Genomic DNA, 18,161 nt, shown 5'->3' with positions numbered 1-18,161 from the left:
TCAAAGCGGGTTGCCGTTCTCGTCGCGATAGATGTCGCGGCGGCCGACGTGGTTGGCGGGGCCGACAAACCCGTCGTTCTCCATACGCTCCACCCATTTGGCGGCGGTGTTGTAGCCGACGCCCATCTGCCGCTGCAGCCAGGATACCGACACTTTCTGGTTTTCGAACACCAGATGGCAGACCTGACGGTACTTGCGTTCTTCCGGCGCGTCGGACGCGGTGGCGTCGAGATCGTCGAACCCGAAGCTGCCTTCTTCGGGCTCCTCTGTCACCGCGTCGATATAATCGGGCTTGCCCTGTCCGCGCCAGAACGTGGCGACCTGCTCCACTTCCTCGTCAGAGACGAACGGACCATGGACGCGCTTGATCGGGTCGGAACTGGGCTTGTAGAGCATGTCGCCCTTGCCCAGCAGCTGTTCGGCGCCCTGTTCGCCAAGGATCGTGCGGCTGTCGATCCGGCTGGTCACGGCGAACGAGACGCGGGTCGGCAGGTTGGCCTTGATCACGCCGGTGATGACGTCCACCGACGGGCGCTGCGTCGCCATGATCAGGTGGATGCCTGCCGCGCGACTCTTTTGCGAGAGACGCTGGATCAGCACCTCGATCTCCTTGCCGACGGTGACCATGAGGTCGGCCAGCTCGTCGACGATGAGGACGATCTGTGGCAGCGCCTCGTAATCAAGCTGGCGATCTTCATAGAGTTCCTCGCCCGTGTCGGGATCGAAACCGATCTGGATGCGGCGGCCCAGCGGCTTGCCCTTGGCGGCAGCGGCGCGGACCTTTTCGTTGAAGCTGGCAAGGTTGCGCACCGAAATCTCGCTCATCTGGCGATAGCGGCGCTCCATTTCCTCGACCGCCCACTTCAGCGCACGGATCGCCTTGGGTGGCTCCGTCACCACGGGGGACAGCAAGTGGGGAATATCGTCGTAGCTCTTGAGTTCGAGCACTTTCGGATCGACCAGGATCAGGCGACACTGCGCGGGTGTCAGGCGATAGAGCAGCGACAGCAGGATGGCGTTGAGGCCGACCGACTTGCCCGATCCCGTCGTACCCGCGACCAGCAAGTGCGGCATCGTCGCAAGGTCAGCGACGACCGGCGCCCCGGCGTTGTCCTTGCCCAGGATGATCGGAAGCATGCCCTTGTGATGAGCGAACGCCTCGGATGCGACCATTTCCTTGAACGACACCATCTGGCGGTCGGCGTTCGGCAGTTCGATGCCCATCACCGTGCGGCCGGGAATGGAGGATACGCGGGCCGAGATCGCACTCATGTTGCGGGCGATGTCGTCGGCCAGGCCGATCACGCGGCTGGCCTTGATGCCGGGTGCGGGTTCCAGCTCGTACATGGTGACGACCGGCCCGGTGCGCACGGCGGTAATCTCACCCTTGACGTTGAAATCGTCGAGCACGGTTTCAAGCAGGCGAGCGTTGCGCTCAAGGCTCAGCTTGTCGATCTTGGGCTGCGAATTTGGCGGGGGATCGGCCAGCAGTTCCAGTCCGGGCAGTTCGTACTTGTCGAACATGTCCTTCTGGCGGCTGGCGGTGCCGAACTGCGCGGGCGTGGGCGACGTCTTGGGGTCAGAAATCTCGGGCGCCTTGCGCGGCTTGTCGCCCGACAAGGCGGGGGCAGGAGCAGCGTCGGCGATCCGCTCGGCGATGCGGGGGGCCGCTTCGGGGCGGACGGCTTCCTTCTCGCGCGGCTGGCGAGCAGGTGCATCGTCGGACGCGGCATTGCCACGCGGCAGGCTGCCGATGCGGCCGGGCAGGGTGAGCAAGCGGACCCAGTCCAGCGCGAACACCCGGCCCGCCAGCATGACGCCAAGGCCAAGGCAGGCGATAGCGATCGCCAGCTTGATCCAGTTCTGCACCGGCTCCGGCGCAAGCTGCGATACCGCGCCCACGGCCTTCGCACCCAGCAGGCCGGATATGCCGCCCATTGAGGCGGGCAGCGATCCGCCCGGCTGGGTGAACCACAGCGAAAGGACCGTGGAGATCAGCAGCATCGCCAGGGCGAGCACGCCGAACGGCATCCACCAGCGCTGGTTCGAATGCTCGATCTCTCCATCGTCCTCCTCGACCAGTAGCCACAGCTTACGGGCGAAGACGTAAAGCAATGGCACCAGCAGCGCGGACACCGGGCCGAACAGGAACAGCGCCCGTTCTGCCGTCCACGCGCCCGTCGTCCCCATCCAGTTCTGCACGTCCCCGCCCGCCGCCGTCGACGTGGAGGGGTCGGTCTGGTGGTAGCTGACCAGCGACAGCGCCAGGAACAGCATGCCTGCGAACAGCGCAATGGAGCCGGAAAGCTCTCCGGCACGGCGCAGCGAGCGCTTCAGGACGGCGCGCCAGTCCGGCTTGGCGATTCGCCGTCCAGGCGCGATGGGGCGGGTAGCCATTTCAATTCCCTCTGGGGTTCGCGCGCATTTATGCGGCGGGCGTGGCCTGCGCGTCAAGAATGGATCGGGAACACGCCTGTGGGTGGACGGGTCCGCGTGGCCCTAACGTCTTGGTCCTAACGAGACAGTCCGTCGATCGCCGCCCAGCGGGCGATGCTGTGGCGCGCGGCCCGATGCCCCGTCATGCCGCCCAGCGCGATGACCGGCACGCGTGCGCGCGCTGCCAACAGCCGCAGCTTCACTAGCCCCAGGGCGTCTGCGCCGGGATGGGACGCGGTGGCGAAGACGGGCGAGATCAGCACCGCGTCCGCCCGCGCCGCGTGGGCCAGTCGCAGTTCGTGGAGGGAATGGACGGTGATCAGGCGCAGCGCATCCGGCCCCCGTGCGAGCAGGCGCGCCGCTCCATACGCGCCATCGGCCCCCCGACGCAGGGACTCGCTGGCGGAGCCGGACAGGATCAGGACGTGCCCCCGGCGTCGAGCGACGCGGCGCAGGTTTGCCAACCGGGCAAGACGCTGATCCGGCGGCAGGTGATAGTGGCGGAAGATCAGTCCGGACCCGCGCGGCAGGCGGGCCATCACCTGCTCCAGCACCGCATCGTTGCGCGCATCGCTGACGAGCCAGACCCGTGGCAGCGGTGTGGGACGGGACGGCTGGCGGTTCTGCATCGAGACGCTATAGCAGCGCGCCATGGATCAGCTAGAAGACATCCGCGCCCGCATCGCCGGGGCCGCGCGCATCGCCGGGCGCGATGCCGACGCCATCGAACTCATCGCGATTTCCAAGACTCACCCGGCCGAGGCGATCGAACCACTGCTCGCCGCCGGACAGCGCGCGTTCGGGGAAAACCGCGTACAGGAAGCGCAAGGCAAGTGGCCTGCGCTGCGGGAAAACTACCCCGATGTGGCGCTGCATCTGGTGGGCCAGCTGCAATCCAACAAGGCGGACGATGCGGTTGCGCTGTTCGATTGCATTCACTCGCTGGACCGGCTCTCGCTCGTGGCGGCGCTGGGCAAGGCGATGGCAAAGGCCGGGCGCGCCGTGCCGTGCTTCATCCAGGTCGACATCGGTGAGGAGGACCAGAAGGGCGGCTGCCCCATCGCGGAAGTCCCGGCGCTGCTGGCCTCGGCACGGGAAGCGGGCATTCCGGTTATCGGCCTGATGTGCGTGCCGCCTCAGGGGGTCGAGGCCGCACCGTTCTTCGCGCTGCTGGCAAAGATCGCGGCGGACAATGGCCTCGATCGGTTGAGCATGGGCATGAGCGAGGATTTCGAAACCGCCGTCCTGCTGGGCGCGACGCATGTTCGCGTCGGCAGCGCCTTGTTCGGCGCTCGCGGGTAAGCGCATGGACCAGCGCAGCCAGAAGCAGCGGATGCTCGCGGGCGATCCGTACCACGCGAACGATCCCGAAATCATCGCCGACCAGTACGCCGCCGCGCTGTGGATGGCGCGGTTCAATGCCACGGTCGAGTCCGGTGAGCGTGCGGCGCTTCTACGCGAACGCTTCGCCCGTGTGGGTGAGGGCGCGACGATCCGCCCGCCTTTCCACTGCGACTACGGGTTCAACATCAGCCTTGGCGCAGGCGTGTTCCTCAATTTCAACTGCGTGATCCTTGACGTGGTCGAGGTCGTGATCGGCGATGGCACGCAGATCGGCTCCGGCGTGCAGATCCTGACGGCGGACCATCCGCGCGATCCCGTCGAGCGGGCGACCGGCGCTGAGTGGGGCCGCCCGATCCGCATCGGGCGCAATGCCTGGATCGGCGCGGGGGCGCTGATCATGCCGGGTGTCACCATCGGCGATGATGCATTGATCGGGGCGGGCAGCGTGGTGACGCGGGACGTTCCGGCGGGCGTGACCGTCGTGGGCAACCCCGCCAGGCCCCGCCAGACCTGACGCTTCTGCACCTGGCGCAGCGGCTGCTAGCGGTGGCTGCCCAGCATGTTGGCGTGGGTGATCGCCACGGCCAGCGCATCGGCAGCGTCCTCGCCCGCCAGCTTCACGCCGGGGAGCAGCACCTTCAGCATGGCCTGAATCTGCTTCTTGTCCGCGCCGCCGGTGCCGACCAGCGCCTTCTTGATGACCTTGGTCGAATACTCGGCCACCCCCATGCCGTGGCGCGCCAGGCTGAGCATCGCCACGCCGCGCGCCTGGCCCAGTTTCAACGTCGATTGCGGGTTCACGTTGACGAACACTTCCTCCACCGCTCCGGCGTCGGGCCGGTGGTGCAGGATCACGTCGGTCAGCCCTGCGTCCAGTTCCACCAGCCGATCGGCCATGCCCGCTTTGGCGTCGGTGCGGATCTGGCCGTTGGCGACGTGAGACAGGCGGCTGCCGCTCTTGGCGACGATGCCCCAGCCGGTGCAGGTGAGGCCGGGGTCCAGCCCGATGATGATCACAGGTGCAGGCCCAGCCGCTGGCCGATCTGCAGCATCAGCAGATAGAGCCCCACCGTGAGCGCGCAGCCCAGACCCAGCGCAAGCCAGAACCCGGCGCCATGGCGCAGCAGGAAGGGGATCAACAGGAACATCGGCAGTGAAGGCAGCACATACCAGAACGTCGCCTGCGCATGGATCGCCATGTTTTCCGTGTCGGGCCGGGCATGCCACAGCAGGATCATGCCCAGCACCGAAACCAGCGGCAAAGACGCGACGAGCGCGCCCATGGCCGGCAGGCGTTTTCCGATCTCGGCGATCGCCACGATCATCGCGCCGGATAGCAGCGCGCGGGCGATCAGCGCGACCATCGTCAGCCCAGCTTTTCCATCACTTCGTCGGAGATTTCGTAGTTGCCCCACACGGTCTGGACGTCGTCATCCTCTTCCAGCGTGTCCACCAGCTTCATCAGAGTGCCCGCGGTATCGGCATCGACATCGACGCTGAGGTTGGGCTTCCACGCCAGCTTCACGCCTTCGGCTTCGCCCAGGACCTTTTCGAGTTCGCGTGCAACTTCGTGCAAGGCATCGACCGAAACCCAGATCTGGTGGCCGCCGGGATTTTCGTCGCCATCGCCCATGTCGCTCTGCACGTCATCCGCGCCAGCCTCGATCGCGGCTTCGAGGACTTTTTCCTCGTCCCCCACCGAACCGGGGTATTCGATCAGGCCAAGGCGTTCGAACCCGTGCGAAACCGCGCCGCTTGCGCCGAGATTGCCGCCGTTCTTGGAGAACGCGGTGCGCACGTTGGTGGCGGTGCGGTTGCGGTTGTCGGTCAGCGCCTCGACGATGATGGCGATGCCGCCCGGGCCGTAGCCTTCGTAGCGCACTTCCTCGTAATTCTCGGCATCGCCCTTGCTGGCCTTGTCGATCGCGCGCTGGATGTTGTCCTTGGGCATCGACTGCGCCTTGGCGGCGTTGACGGCGGCGCGCAGGCGCGGGTTCATGTCCGGATCGGGCATGCCCATCTTGGCCGCGACGGTTATTTCGCGCGAAAGCTTGGAGAACATCGCAGAGCGCTTCTTATCCTGCGCGCCCTTGCGGTGCATGATGTTCTTGAATTTGGAATGGCCTGCCATGTCCGCTGTCTACCCGCTGACTGCCCGCCGGTCGGCCCTTCGGCGGGCGGCGGCGGGTTTCGATGAATGAAGTGGCGCGGCCCTTACAACACCCACCGCCCCAAGGGCAACCGCCCAGGGACGCGGTGCAGCCTGCTTCCCCCGCTAGATCACCACCGCAGTGCCGGAGCAGCTGACCATCAGCATCGACCCGTTGGAGCCGAGCACTTCGTAATCAAGGTCTATCCCGACGACCGCATTGGCGCCCAGCCGCGTGGCTTCCGCCTTCAGTTCGTCGATCGCTTCGGTGCGGGCGCGCTGCAGCACGCGTTCATACTTGCCGGAGCGGCCTCCGACGATGTCCGTCACGGCGGCGAACAAGTCGCGAAACAGGTTGGCGCCGACGATCACCTCGCCGGTCACGATACCACGATACTCGCGGATCGGCTTGCCTTCGACGGTAGGGGTGGTGGTGACGATCATACTGTATCCCAACTAAGTGCGTTCGGCGCGCAAGACACCCAAACGGCGCCCGAAAGGCAAGCCGAAATCGCGCGTCGGCGATGCCGATGCATCGGTTTTGGCGGCAAGTGCCTCTAATTCGGGCGATGCGGGGATGGGTTGCTGTAGCCCGCCGACATGCGGCCCTCGGCACGCAGGTCGAAAATGGCCGTCTTCCTTCCGTCGTTTGCATTTCGTTCAGAGCCGCCGCGCAATAGAAGCGACAGTCCCTGAAACAAGTTCGGGGCCACGACGTTCGATGGACCTCGATTCTCTGGCGCAAGGGCACATGGCGATACCCCTCGATACGAACCAGCCTTCCGCGCGATCCGTGATGGGCGAGCTGTTCGCTTTCCTCAAGCGGCCGACCGTGCTGGTGCCGGCTGGCCTGCGCACGCACGGGGCATGGGCAGCCCTGGGGGTGATGGCGCTGGTGCAAGTGGCAGTCATGCTGCTGGTGATCCTGCCGCTGATCAGCCGCTGGCAGGCGCATTTCGCCCAGCCGATGCCCGATGCGTTCGGCAAAGTGCCGTCGGACTGGCTGCTGCCGATCACGCTGCTGCTGGCGCCGATCCTGGAGGAGATGATCTTTCGCGGGTGGCAGACCGGGCGTCCCCGCGCGTTCTGGCTGCTGGGCTGTTTCGTCGCGCTGGTCCTGGCGCTGACGTATGCCCGGCCGGTCCATGTACCGACCCTGCTGGGGATACTGGCGGCGCTGGCCGTCATTGCCGTCGCGGGGTGGTGGCGTCTGCGGCGGCTGACCGGCGCGCCGCAGTGGTATCGTGCAGCCTATCCGGGGATCTACTGGGTCGTGGTGTTCGCCTTCGCGGCGCTGCACCTGCTGAACTATCCGGCGACCACTTTCCTCGCCCTGCCGATGGTCCTGCCGCAGCTATGGGCCGCGATCCTGCTGGGCTTCACCCGCCAGCGCATCGGCCTGCACGCCGCCATCCTCCAGCACGCCGTCGCCAACAGCGCGGCGATGCTGCTCGCGCAGATGGGGGGTTAGGGTCTGGGGGACCTTACCCACGCATTAGGGGCTGACGCCGCTCAACACTTTCCCGCGCTCTTCATCTGACGATGATGCATTGCCACTTGCCCTTGCGCCCAGCGTAGCGCAGCAGCTTCATTCGTCTTGCGCGTTAGACTGCGATAGCGATTTACGATCACGTTGCCGTCCGGCTCGGGCAGGTTCTTGAGCGTGCAACGAGCCTCCGGCCCGGCGGAGGACAGTTTTTTGAACAGCTCCGTCTTGGCCGCCCACTCACCCGATCGGTTGCCCTTGTAACGGTGATTATAGGTATTGGCCCACCCGGGAACATGGTTGTGGTCCTGCGCTATTGCGGCACCCGATAAAGACAGGGCCATCATGCCGGCAAACATGGTGCGGTAGGATTTCATCAAGGCCACTCTTGCATTGTGATGCATAAAGAACAGCCCACCTTCCTGTTTGATCCCCTACCCGGTGGCAGCTGCGGATATGAGCGCGATGATTGCGACCGCGGCAAATGATCTGGCTCTCATAACCGCAGTCTATTTGCATCAGGAATGACGGCTATTGGGGGATCTCAGGCACTACCTGTCCACTAGCGCGCTCCGCTACACCCCCGGCGTGACGTTCTGTCACGCCGGTTGCCGGGCGTCCTCAGTCGATGCCGAGTGCGGTTTTGTAGGTGTCGAGCAGCATGTCCATTTCGCGGCGGTCGTCGGGCTTCATCTTACGGATGCGCACGATCTGGCGCATGATCTTCACGTCGTAGCCGACCGCTTTCGCCTCATTGTAAACGTCGCGGATATCGTCCGAGATGCCCTTCTTTTCCTCTTCGAGGCGCTCGACGCGCTCGATCAGCAGGCGCAGGCGATCGTCGGTGGTTTCGGCCATGGGGTCAGGTGCTCCGGTGGTAAGGCGTGAATCGGTTGGCGGCGCTGATAGCCATCCGCGAAGGTCAGGGCAAAGCACCCGTCTGTGGAAATCATGTGGAGGGGCGATTATTCCAGCGCGGCGGCGGGCATTTTCCTACATGCCGCCAAGCTGTTAGGATGCCGGCGGCTCTTTCCATCGTCGATCCCCTTGCCCCTCGTACAAGCACTTGGCCGCATGTACTTCATCAACTTGCGCGCCGGAGACGAGCGGTTGCTTGCCGGTTGGCGCTATAGTACCGGGTCGCTGCGCCGACCACGTTCGCGCCTCCGACGGAGCTTCAAGACCGGGACGGCCCGGCACCGAAAATGGTGGAGCGGTTCGTTATGTCTTTTTCCCTGTCCTGGATTTTTCTGTTCATCGCCGGCGTGCTGGAAGTCGTCTGGGCTTCGGCGATGAAGCAGTCGCACGGTTTCAGCCGTCTATGGCCTTCGGTCATCACCATCGTGGCGATGATCGCCAGCTTTGCCCTGCTGGCCAGCGCGATGCGCAGCCTGCCGCTGGGTACCGCCTACGCAGTCTGGACCGGGATCGGCGCGCTGGGCGCGTTCCTGGTCGGCCTGTTCTTTCTGGGCGAAGCGGCCAGCCCGGCGCGCTTGCTGGCCGCCGGGCTGATTCTTTCGGGCATCGTGCTGATGAAGGTCGCCACGCCCTGATCGACGGGGCGGCCCGGCGTTAGTGGCCCGGCTTCAGTGCCCGGGCGCGTTCTTCTTCACGCTCTCGTCCATCCGGGCGATCTGTTCCGGGGTGGCGTCGGTCTGGTGCTTTGCCTTCCACTCACCGGCGGGCATGCCATGGATCAGTTCCCGGGCCTCCGCCTTGTCGCCGGGATAGCCGGCATCGCGGATCCAATCGGCCAGGCAGTTGCGGCAAAAGCCCGCCAGGCCCATCAATTCGATGTTCTGGGCGTCGTGGCGATGCTGCAAATGGCGCACCAGCCGCCGGAAGGCCGCCGCCGCCACGGCATCGTCGAGCGCGTCGATACGGTCACTGTCGTTCATAATCTGCCAATCGTCCTTGGTTTGTAATGCCGCCTTTGCCATATGACCCCCCGTTCCTGAAAGAGGCAGACAGCATCTTGGCCAGCATCGTCCCCCCGTCTCCCATTCCTTATCGCCGTTCGCCGCATCATCGCGGCATCAAGCGCCAGCGCAAGGTGAAGATCCTGGCGACGCTGGGTCCGGCCAGCCGGGACAAGGAAACCATCTCCCGCCTGCTGAGGGCCGGGGCCGATGCCTTCCGCGTCAACATGAGCCACGGCGATCACGATACCCACCGTGAAACCATCGCCAACATCCGCGCGGTGGAAAAGGATCTTGCCCGGCCGGTGGCGATCTTGTGCGATCTGCAGGGCCCCAAGCTGCGCGTCGGCACTTTCGAAGGCGGCAAGGCCTTCATCCGCCACAGCGCCCACTTCACGCTCGACCGCGATCCGACGCCGGGCAATGATGAGCGGGTCTGCCTGCCGCATCCCGAACTGTTCGGCATCCTGCAGAAAGGTCAGCGCCTGCTGATCGACGATGGCAAGCTGCGGCTGGTCGTCATCCGTGCCGAGCCGGATTCGATCCTGTGCAGTGCCGAAGTCGGCGGTCCGATCTCGGACCGCAAGGGCGTCAACATTCCCGATGCCATCGTCCCGGTTCCCGCGCTGACCGACAAGGACCGGCGTGACCTTGCCTTCGCGGTGGAGCAGGGCGCGGACTGGATCGGCCTTTCGTTCGTCCAGCGACCCGAGGACGTAGCCGAAGCGCGGCGACTGTCGGGCGGCCACGGCGCGATCATGGCCAAGATCGAAAAGCCCGCCGCGGTCGAGAGCCTGGAAGAAATCATTGAACTATCGGACGGCATCATGGTCGCCCGCGGTGATCTCGGCGTCGAATTGCTGCCTGAAGAAGTGCCGCCGATCCAGAAGCACATCATCGAAAAGACGCGTGCTCAGGGCAAGCCGGTGGTCGTCGCGACGCAAATGCTCGAATCGATGATCACCAGCCCGTCGCCGACCCGCGCCGAAGTGTCGGACGTGGCGAACGCGGTCTACGATGGCGCCGATGCCGTCATGCTTTCAGCCGAAACGGCGGCGGGGCAATGGCCGGTCGAGGCGGTGACGATCATGGATCGCATCGCCATTCGGGTCGAGGCGGACTTCACCTACCGGGAGCGTATCCACATCGCGCAGACGCCGCCCGATGCGACTAGTGCCGACGCTCTGTCCGAAGCTTGCGCGCAGATCGCCGATACCCTGACGATCGAGGGGATTATCGTCTTCACCGGATCGGGCATCTCGGCACGCCGCGTGGCGCGGGAGCGGCCTGCCGCGCCGATGCTGGTGCTGACGCCCAAGCAGAAGACGGCCCGCCGCCTCGCCCTGCTGTGGGGCACGCACTGCGTGACCACGAAGGACATCGGCAGTTTCGAAGAGATGATCGCCAAGGGCAAGCGCATGGCCCTTCGCCATGGTTTCGGCGCGGCGGGGTCCAGGTTGGTGACACTAGCAGGCGTGCCGTTCGGTGTGCCGGGTTCGACCAATCTGCTGCACATTGTCACGCTGACAGGGAATGAACTGGATACGCCCAAATAAGCGCGGTCAGGAATTAGAGGGCAAAGCGCGGAACATGTGGCCCGTCCCGCGCTTTGCCCGCCACATGAAAAAGACCGACGATGACTGGATGCGCGAAGCCCTGAACCTCGCCATCGATCAGAAGGGTACTGACCCCGCCAACACCCCGATCGCCGCGCTAATCGTGCGCGATGGCAAGCTGGTCACATCGGGCGTCAACCGCACGGCCGAGCATTGCGACGCCACCGCGCACGCTGAAATCGAGACGCTGCGCGCTGCCGGGAAGGCGGTTGGCGACATGCGGATAGAAGGTGCGACGCTCTATTCCACGCTGCAACCCTGCGGGATGTGTACAATGGCGTCGATCTGGGCAGGCGTCTCGCGGATCGTCTACGGAGCAGGACGCAACGACGTCCATGAAATGTACTTCGAAGATCGGCACCTCTCCACCCTCGATTTTGTGGCGGATGCCTACAAGGACGATCTGAAACTGGACGGCGGCATACTCGCAAAGGAGTGTGCACGACTGTACTTCGGGCCGGATGACGATGTCCCTGAAGAGCTGCAGGGTAACGACTGAATAGAGACTGGCGAATAGGGGCTAGCGGGGCAAATCGGTTCCTGCCATAGGAACAAACCATGATCGCCAAGCTCACAGGTCTGCTAGACGACACCGGCCCCGACTGGGCGATAATCGACGTGAATGGCGTGGGCTATCTAGTCCATTGCTCGGCACGCACGCTGGATCATCTCGGCATCCGGGGCGACCGGGTGGTGGTGCATACCGAGATGCAGGTTTCGGAAACCGATCAACGCCTGATCGGGTTCGCCAGCGGAGCCGAGCGCAACTGGTTTCGACTCCTTACCGCGATCCAGGGTGTCGGCTCCAAAGTGGCGCTGGCGATATTGTCGGCGCTGACGACCGAGGAACTGCAGCGTGCCTGCGCCGGTGGGGACAGCGCCATGGTGGCACGAGCCAATGGGGTTGGCCCTAAATTAGCGAGCCGGATCGTGAACGAGTTGAAGGACAAGGCCGGAGGGCTGGCTGTGGCGGCTGGAGTGCCGGGAGCGGCGGCGATCATGCCGCCCGGCAATGCCAGCGCCGATGCGGTGTCCGCCTTGCAGAACCTGGGGTTCAAGCCGCTGACGGCAAGCATGGCGGTGGGCAAGGCAGTGGAAGAACTGGGCGAGGATGCAGGCTTGAATGATCTGGTACGCGTGGCGTTGAAGCGGGCGGCGGGATAGATCGATGACTGACAATCCCATCCTCACTCCCACGCGCCAGCCGGAAGATGCAGACGCGGCGCTGCGCCCCAAGACGCTGTCCGAATTCGTCGGTCAGGCGGGGGCGAAGGACAACCTGAGCGTCTTCATCGAAAGCGCTAAATCCCGGCGCGAAGCGATGGATCACGTCCTGTTCTTCGGCCCGCCAGGTCTGGGCAAGACCACGCTGGCGCAGATTGTGGCGCGGGAGCTTGGCGTCGGCTTTCGCGCTACCAGTGGGCCGGTGATTGCGAAGGCGGGCGATCTGGCGGCGCTGCTGACTAATCTGGAACACGGCGATGTCCTATTCATCGACGAGATCCATCGCCTCAATCCGGTGGTCGAAGAAGTGCTCTACCCCGCGATGGAGGACCGCGCGCTCGATCTGATCATTGGGGAAGGGCCATCGGCGCGGTCGGTGCGGATCGATCTGCCGCCCTTCACGCTGGTAGGGGCGACCACCCGACAGGGGTTGCTGCAGACTCCGCTGCGCGATCGTTTCGGCATTCCGGTACGTCTGCAGTTCTACAGCGTGGAGGAACTGGAGAAGGTCGTCACCCGCGGCGCAGGGTTGCTCGGGATCGGAATGGATAAGGGCGGCGCGACCGAGATCGCCCGGCGAGCACGAGGCACGCCGCGTGTCGCGGGAAGGCTGATGCGACGGGTTCGCGATTTTGCCCATGTCGCCGGATCGGACGTGATCACCTGCGCGATCGCTGACGATGCGCTAACCCGGCTGGAAGTAGACACGCTGGGCCTTGATGCGCAGGACCGGCGGTATCTGCGCATGATTGCAGGGATCTACAAAGGCGGTCCGGTAGGGGTGGAGACCCTCGCGGCCGGCCTCTCCGAACCGCGCGACACGATCGAGGAAGTGATCGAGCCATATCTGATCCAGTTGGGTCTGGTAGCACGCACCGCTCGCGGTCGCTGCCTGAACGATCTGGGATGGCAGCACCTCGGGATGAGCCCGCCTGTCTCGTCGCAGACCGGCCTTTTCGATTCGGAAGGGTAGTGGCGTTTGCCCGCTCCAGGTGCGAAAAAACCGTCGGGTTAGTTTACATACCACACTTTGAATGGTCCCGTTTCGACACACAGTCAGTGTGACAATGATAAATTAACCATTTTTCCCCGTGCGGGACTATGTATTTGCGGTTAACGCCGTTGTCCTGTTAACCGGTCTCTGCGTTCTTTCTGGCAGACGGGTTGTCAGCGGCGTTCCAAGCGGCGCAGTCGCCCTAGGGAAACAAAGAGAGCAAACGCTTATGTCCGTTCGGATGGCCCTTGCGAAACTGTCTGCCTGCGCGGCAGGCTGCGCTATTATTGGCGGCGGAGCCGTCCATGTGGCGGAAACGCAATCGGCAAAGACGGAGTACCGCAAGGTCAAGATGGCCAAGGCGGCCCAGCCGGTGCGCCCCGCCAAGCGGATCGTCCGCCGGGAAGTGCCGCACACGACCAAGCGCGTGCGCAAGATCATCAAGCGGACCTGCTGCGATCAGCAGATGGCGATGGTGCCGCTGCCCCCGCCGTACATCCCGCCAGCGCCGCCAGTCTATTCAGGCGGTAGCGGCGGTGCGCCCGTGGTCATCGGTGGCGGATCCCTGGGCGGGTTCGGTGGCGGCTTCTTCGGTGGTTTCTTCGGCGGTGGCGGGGGTAGCAGCGGCGGGAGCGTGGTCATTACATCCACGACTACCGGCGGATCGACGTCCAACGGCAACGTAAGCTCCACCACGTCGAGTTCCACGACGTCGGGGAACGTTTCCACGTCGACCTCGGGTAACGTTTCGTCCACGACTTCGGGCAATGTCTCGACGTCCACATCCGGCAACGTGTCTTCCACGACCTCAGGCAACGTGTCGACGTCCACGTCGGGGAATGTGTCGACCAGCACCTCCGGCAACGTCTCATCAACTACGTCCGGGAACGTCACCTCGACAACGAGCACGTCGGGCAATGTGACATCGACGACCAGCACGTCGGGCAACGTGTCGACCAGCTCCAGCACCTCTTCGAGTTCGTCCACATCCTCGTCGACGTCGAGCAGCACATCGTCATCCACGTCCAGTTCAACATCGTCGTCGACCAGTTCGTCGACCTCAGGCGGTACGTCCACGTCGACCACGACCGGCGGAACGGATGTTCCCGCTCCGCCAATGCTGATCCTTTTTGGCGCCGCAGCGGCCACGATTGTCGGTCGCCGGCGCCTGGCGCGGGCCAAGGCGGCTTAACGATACAGGGGGCAGGCGTCGCGGGGGGCGGCGCCTGATCTGGGAGGGCGGCGCTTGCGCCGCCCTTTTTCGTTGCTCCATCGTGCCTTGATGGCGCGGCACCAAAGAAAAACCCCGCCCGGCGCGCGCCGGACGGGGTTCAGTTTCAGCTTTGTCTGAAAAGTATCAGGCAGCCAGCTTGCGCAGCACGTACTGCAGGATGCCGCCGTTCATGAAGTACTCGACTTCGTTGGCGGTATCGATGCGGCACAGTGCCGTGAAGGTGAAGGTCGTGCCATCGGCGCGAGTAACTTCGACTTCCACATCCTGCTGCGGCTTCAGATCGGCAACGCCCTTGATCGTGAAGCTGCAATCGCCGTTGAGGGCCAAAGTATGGCGGCTTTCGCCGTCCTTGAACTGCAACGGCAGCACACCCATGCCGACGAGGTTCGAGCGGTGGATACGCTCGAAGCTTTCGACGATGACGGCGCGCACGCCGAGCAGGTTGGTGCCCTTGGCGGCCCAGTCACGCGAGGAGCCGGTGCCGTATTCCTTGCCGGCAATCACAACCGTCGGCGTGCCATCAGCCTTGTGCTTCTGCGCCACATCGTAGACCGCGCCGACTTCCGTGCCGTAACGACTCATGCCGCCTTCAACGCCGGGGACCATTTCGTTGCGGATGCGGATGTTGGCGAACGTGCCGCGCATCATCACGTCATGGTGGCCACGGCGGGCGCCGTAGGAGTTGAAGTCGGCCTTGGCGACCTGATGCTCCATCAGCCACTTGCCCGCGGGGCTGTCGGCCTTGATCGAGCCTGCAGGGGAGATGTGGTCGGTGGTGATCGAATCGCCCAGGATCAGGAGCGGCTTGGCTTCGATGATGTCGGCAACGGGGGCCGGGGTCATTTCCATGCCTTCGAAGTACGGCGGGTTGGCGACGTAAGTCGATCCGGCGCGCCACGAATAAGTCTCCGAACCCACGACGTTGATGGCCTGCCAGTGCGCATCACCCTTGTAGACGTCGGCATAGCGGGCTTGGAACATGGCGCGATCCATGCAGCCAGCCATCGTTTCGGCGACTTCCAGGTTGGTTGGCCAGATGTCCTTCAGGAAGACGTCGACGCCATCCTTGCTCTTGCCGATCGGGGTGGTGACGAAGTCTTCCACCACCGTGCCCTTGAGCGCGTAGGCAACCACGAGCGGAGGCGAAGCAAGGAAGTTTGCACGCACGTCAGGTGACACGCGGCCTTCGAAGTTGCGGTTGCCCGAGATCACGGCGCTGGCGACCAGGCCGTTCTCGTTGATCGCCTTGCTGATCGGTTCAGCCAGCGGGCCGGAGTTGCCGATGCAGGTGGTGCAGCCGTAACCGACGAGGTTGAAGCCAATGTTGTCGAGGTGCGACTGCAGGCCGGCGCGGTTCAGGTAGTCGGTGACGACCTGCGATCCGGGAGCGAGCGAGGTCTTGACCCAAGGCTTGGGCTTAAGGCCAAGCTCGTCCGCCTTCTTGGCGACAAGGCCGGCAGCAACCAGCACGCCCGGGTTCGAGGTATTGGTGCAGCTGGTGATGGCAGCGATCATGACGTCGCCGTCGCCGATGTCGAAGTCCTTGCCTTCGACGGCAACGCGCTGCGGGGCCTTCTTGTAGGTGTTGGCCATGTCGGCATTGAACACGTCATCGACTTCGGGAAGCGATACCCAGTCCTGCGGACGCTTCGGACCGGCGAGCGACGGCACGACAGTGGCCATGTCGAGTTCGAGCGTGCTGGTGAAGATCGGGTCGGCCGCGTTGGGTTCGATCCAGAAACCCTGCTCCTTGGCGTAGGCTTCCACGAGGGCGATCTGCTCTTCCTCGCGGCCAGTCAGGCGCAGGTAGTCCAGCGTCTTGTCGTCGATGCCGAAGAAGCCGCAGGTCGCACCGTATTCCGGCGCCATGTTGGCGAGCGTCGCACGGTCTGCCAGCGACAGCGAGGCGAGGCCGGGGCCGAAGTATTCGACGAAACGACCCACGACGCCGTGCTTGCGCAGCATCGAGGTGGCGGTGAGCACGAGGTCGGTGGCGGTTACGCCTTCTTTCAGTTCGCCGGTCAGCTTGAAGCCCACGACTTCGGGGATGAGCATTGACACGGGCTGGCCAAGCATCGCGGCCTCAGCTTCGATGCCGCCGACGCCCCAACCCAGCACGCCCAGGCCGTTGACCATCGTGGTGTGGCTGTCGGTGCCGACGCAGGTGTCAGGGTAGGCGACCAGATCGCCGTTCTGGTCTTCGCTGGACCATACGGCCTTGGCGATGTTTTCCAGGTTCACCTGGTGGCAAATGCCGGTGCCCGGGGGAACGGCATAGAAATTATCGAGCGACTTGGACCCCCACTTGAGGAAGTCATAGCGCTCCATGTTACGCTGATATTCGATCTCGACGTTCTGCTCGGCAGCCTTGGGGTGGCCGAATTCGTCAACCATCACCGAGTGGTCGATGACGAGGTTCACGGGAACCAGCGGATTGATCTTGCTGGTGTCGCCGCCAAGCTTGGCGATGGCATCGCGCATGGCGGCAAGGTCGACCACGCAGGGCACGCCGGTGAAATCTTGCAGCAGCACGCGGGCCGGGCGGTACTGAATTTCCGCTCCCGTCTTGGGGTTCTGCTGCCAGTCGACGATCGCCTTGATATGATCGGTCGAAACGGTGAATCCGTTGTCTTCGAAACGAAGGAGGTTTTCCAGCAGGACCTTCATCGAGAACGGCAGGCGGCTTACGTCGCCAATTTTCTCGGACGCTTTCTTGAGCGAATAGTAAGCGACGTTCTTGCCGCCGACGGTCATGGTGCTGCGAGTGCCGAGCGTGTCCTGTCCGACCTGGGTCATAGTGGGCGTTTTTCCCTTCGTGTGAAGCCTGCCCTTGCTGCCACGCGGCGCTCCTGAACCGTGCTGCAGTGCGACAAGCGGATTCGTCGGCCCGCCGATGCGCGCTACGGGCGGTAAGGTCAAGGGGCAGGGGGGCGGGTCGAGGTGTCCTTTTTGGCAGGTCGAGTGCCGATCCAGCAACCGAGCACGATCAATCCTGCACCCGCGACAACACCTGGACCCAGTTGCTCATCAAATATGAGCCAACCCATCAATGCCGCCCACACGAAGCCGGTGTATTCGATCGGGACCAAGATTTGCGCTTCGGCACGCGCATAGCCCCACGATAAAAAAAGCAGCGCGGCCGTCGCCAGCGATGCTCCGGCCAAGATCCAGTAGACACTGATCGTGTCGGGGACAGTCCAATAAAATGGCGAAGCGACGAGGAAAATGACGGCTACGTTCATGTTTTGAAACAGGGCGATTTCGATCGGCCCCGCCAGCAATGCCTGCTTGCGCTGTAACACCAGATTCAATGCGTAGAGCACGGAAGACAGCATAATTGCCACCGTTCCCCCTATCGCTTCGTGCCCATATCCACCTGAGCCGAAACGGTCTGCGCTGATCACGATCATCCCGGATAATCCGAGCACTGCGGCCCAAACAGCGCGCGGACGAATCTTTTCGCCCAGGATCAATGCCGCGAAATACAAAGCAATGATGGGCGCGAAGAAGGAGATCGCCATGCCTTCCGCCAACGGAATACGGACTAGGCCATAAAAGAACAGCACCGCCATTAACGAGGTCACCGCCGAGCGTTGCAGATGCAGCCGCGCAACGCTGCGGACAGGCCATGGCCGACCCGCTGCGAGCCATAGCGGGACCGTCATGACGGTTGCGAAAACATTGCGCAGCAGCAAAGCCGTGCCCACGCCAACGGCGAGCGCCGCTGACTTTATGGTCGCGTCCATCACGCTGAAGCAT

20 protein-coding genes are annotated in these 18,161 nt (G+C 64.0%); 8 read left to right on the top strand and 12 right to left on the bottom strand.

Going from position 1 to position 18,161, the window contains the following annotated elements:
• Window positions 1-2,397, bottom strand: a complete 2,397-nt coding sequence (locus tag ACZ1JM_RS12110) for a DNA translocase FtsK (RefSeq protein WP_465132651.1) — start codon at window positions 2,395-2,397, stop codon at window positions 1-3.
• Between the two features lie 116 nt (window positions 2,398-2,513).
• Window positions 2,514-3,065: a thiamine phosphate synthase gene (locus ACZ1JM_RS12105; protein ID WP_465132650.1), complete on the bottom strand. Its 552-nt coding sequence runs from the start codon at window positions 3,063-3,065 to the stop codon at window positions 2,514-2,516.
• A gap of 22 nt (window positions 3,066-3,087) precedes the next feature.
• Here ACZ1JM_RS12105 and ACZ1JM_RS12100 point away from each other — a divergent pair, with 22 nt between their 5' ends.
• Window positions 3,088-3,738 carry a YggS family pyridoxal phosphate-dependent enzyme gene (locus ACZ1JM_RS12100; RefSeq protein WP_465132649.1) on the top strand — a complete coding sequence of 217 codons (651 nt, stop codon included), beginning with the start codon at window positions 3,088-3,090 and terminating at the stop codon, window positions 3,736-3,738.
• A 4-nt stretch (window positions 3,739-3,742) separates the two neighbouring features.
• On the top strand, window positions 3,743-4,294 hold the full coding sequence (locus ACZ1JM_RS12095) for a sugar O-acetyltransferase (protein WP_465132648.1): 552 nt from the start codon (window positions 3,743-3,745) through the stop codon (window positions 4,292-4,294).
• 26 nt (window positions 4,295-4,320) lie between these two features.
• Here ACZ1JM_RS12095 and ruvC read toward each other — a convergent pair whose 3' ends face one another.
• The 4 genes from ruvC to ACZ1JM_RS12075 all read right to left on the bottom strand — a co-directional run bounded on the left by ruvC (window position 4,321) and on the right by ACZ1JM_RS12075 (window position 6,373).
• Window positions 4,321-4,797 carry a crossover junction endodeoxyribonuclease RuvC gene (gene ruvC, locus ACZ1JM_RS12090; protein WP_465132647.1) on the bottom strand — a complete coding sequence of 159 codons (477 nt, stop codon included), beginning with the start codon at window positions 4,795-4,797 and terminating at the stop codon, window positions 4,321-4,323.
• On the bottom strand, window positions 4,794-5,144 hold the full coding sequence (locus ACZ1JM_RS12085) for a DUF3147 family protein (RefSeq protein WP_465132646.1): 351 nt from the start codon (window positions 5,142-5,144) through the stop codon (window positions 4,794-4,796). The genes ruvC and ACZ1JM_RS12085 overlap by 4 nt, the downstream gene beginning before the upstream one ends.
• A 2-nt stretch (window positions 5,145-5,146) precedes the next feature.
• Window positions 5,147-5,911: a YebC/PmpR family DNA-binding transcriptional regulator gene (locus tag ACZ1JM_RS12080; protein WP_465132645.1), complete on the bottom strand. Its 765-nt coding sequence runs from the start codon at window positions 5,909-5,911 to the stop codon at window positions 5,147-5,149.
• A 144-nt stretch (window positions 5,912-6,055) separates the two neighbouring features.
• Complete coding sequence (locus ACZ1JM_RS12075; protein ID WP_465132644.1) at window positions 6,056-6,373, bottom strand: heavy metal-binding domain-containing protein; 318 nt, start codon at window positions 6,371-6,373, stop codon at window positions 6,056-6,058.
• Window positions 6,374-6,650: 277 nt separating this feature from the next.
• On the opposite strand from ACZ1JM_RS12075, the gene ACZ1JM_RS12070 reads away from it, so the two are divergent.
• A complete protein-coding gene (locus tag ACZ1JM_RS12070) occupies window positions 6,651-7,400 on the top strand; it encodes a CPBP family intramembrane glutamate endopeptidase (protein ID WP_465132643.1) in 750 nt (249 codons plus the stop codon).
• A 41-nt stretch (window positions 7,401-7,441) separates the two neighbouring features.
• Here the strand turns inward: ACZ1JM_RS12070 and ACZ1JM_RS12065 are convergent, their stop codons facing one another.
• Entirely contained in the window at window positions 7,442-7,792 is a 351-nt protein-coding gene (locus ACZ1JM_RS12065) for a hypothetical protein (protein WP_465132642.1), read from the bottom strand.
• Between the two features lie 244 nt (window positions 7,793-8,036).
• Window positions 8,037-8,273: a DUF2312 domain-containing protein gene (locus ACZ1JM_RS12060; protein WP_086492369.1), complete on the bottom strand. Its 237-nt coding sequence runs from the start codon at window positions 8,271-8,273 to the stop codon at window positions 8,037-8,039.
• 377 nt (window positions 8,274-8,650) lie between these two features.
• Here ACZ1JM_RS12060 and sugE point away from each other — a divergent pair, with 377 nt between their 5' ends.
• Window positions 8,651-8,968 carry a quaternary ammonium compound efflux SMR transporter SugE gene (sugE, locus tag ACZ1JM_RS12055; RefSeq protein ID WP_465135055.1) on the top strand — a complete coding sequence of 106 codons (318 nt, stop codon included), beginning with the start codon at window positions 8,651-8,653 and terminating at the stop codon, window positions 8,966-8,968.
• A 33-nt stretch (window positions 8,969-9,001) separates the two neighbouring features.
• Here sugE and ACZ1JM_RS12050 read toward each other — a convergent pair whose 3' ends face one another.
• Window positions 9,002-9,313 carry a DUF1244 domain-containing protein gene (locus ACZ1JM_RS12050; RefSeq protein WP_465135054.1) on the bottom strand — a complete coding sequence of 104 codons (312 nt, stop codon included), beginning with the start codon at window positions 9,311-9,313 and terminating at the stop codon, window positions 9,002-9,004.
• A gap of 104 nt (window positions 9,314-9,417) precedes the next feature.
• Between ACZ1JM_RS12050 and pyk the strand changes: the two genes are divergently transcribed.
• From pyk to ruvB, 4 genes are all read left to right on the top strand, one after another.
• Entirely contained in the window at window positions 9,418-10,890 is a 1,473-nt protein-coding gene (pyk, locus tag ACZ1JM_RS12045; protein WP_465135053.1) for a pyruvate kinase, read from the top strand.
• A 64-nt stretch (window positions 10,891-10,954) separates the two neighbouring features.
• Entirely contained in the window at window positions 10,955-11,449 is a 495-nt protein-coding gene (locus tag ACZ1JM_RS12040; RefSeq protein WP_465132641.1) for a nucleoside deaminase, read from the top strand.
• Window positions 11,450-11,508: 59 nt separating this feature from the next.
• The gene (ruvA, locus tag ACZ1JM_RS12035; protein ID WP_465132640.1) at window positions 11,509-12,114 is read left to right on the top strand and encodes a Holliday junction branch migration protein RuvA; all 606 of its coding nucleotides are present in this window, start codon (window positions 11,509-11,511) and stop codon (window positions 12,112-12,114) included.
• 4 nt (window positions 12,115-12,118) lie between these two features.
• Entirely contained in the window at window positions 12,119-13,147 is a 1,029-nt protein-coding gene (gene ruvB, locus ACZ1JM_RS12030) for a Holliday junction branch migration DNA helicase RuvB (RefSeq protein ID WP_465132639.1), read from the top strand.
• 537 nt (window positions 13,148-13,684) lie between these two features.
• Here the strand turns inward: ruvB and ACZ1JM_RS12025 are convergent.
• From ACZ1JM_RS12025 to ACZ1JM_RS12015, 3 genes are all read right to left on the bottom strand, one after another.
• Window positions 13,685-14,254 (bottom strand): hypothetical protein, encoded by a 570-nt coding sequence (locus tag ACZ1JM_RS12025; protein ID WP_465132638.1) that lies wholly within the window; start codon window positions 14,252-14,254, stop codon window positions 13,685-13,687.
• Window positions 14,255-14,525: 271 nt separating this feature from the next.
• Window positions 14,526-17,198 carry an aconitate hydratase AcnA gene (gene acnA / locus ACZ1JM_RS12020; protein WP_465132637.1) on the bottom strand — a complete coding sequence of 891 codons (2,673 nt, stop codon included), beginning with the start codon at window positions 17,196-17,198 and terminating at the stop codon, window positions 14,526-14,528.
• A gap of 119 nt (window positions 17,199-17,317) precedes the next feature.
• Window positions 17,318-18,148, bottom strand: a complete 831-nt coding sequence (locus ACZ1JM_RS12015; protein WP_465132636.1) for a DMT family transporter — start codon at window positions 18,146-18,148, stop codon at window positions 17,318-17,320.
• Window positions 18,149-18,161: the final 13 nt, after the last annotated feature.

The sequence above is a fragment of the Novosphingobium sp. BL-S-24 genome (assembly GCF_055521575.1).
The sequence above is the reverse complement of the archived record's forward strand: the minus strand, read 5'-3'. Positions and strand labels throughout refer to the sequence as shown.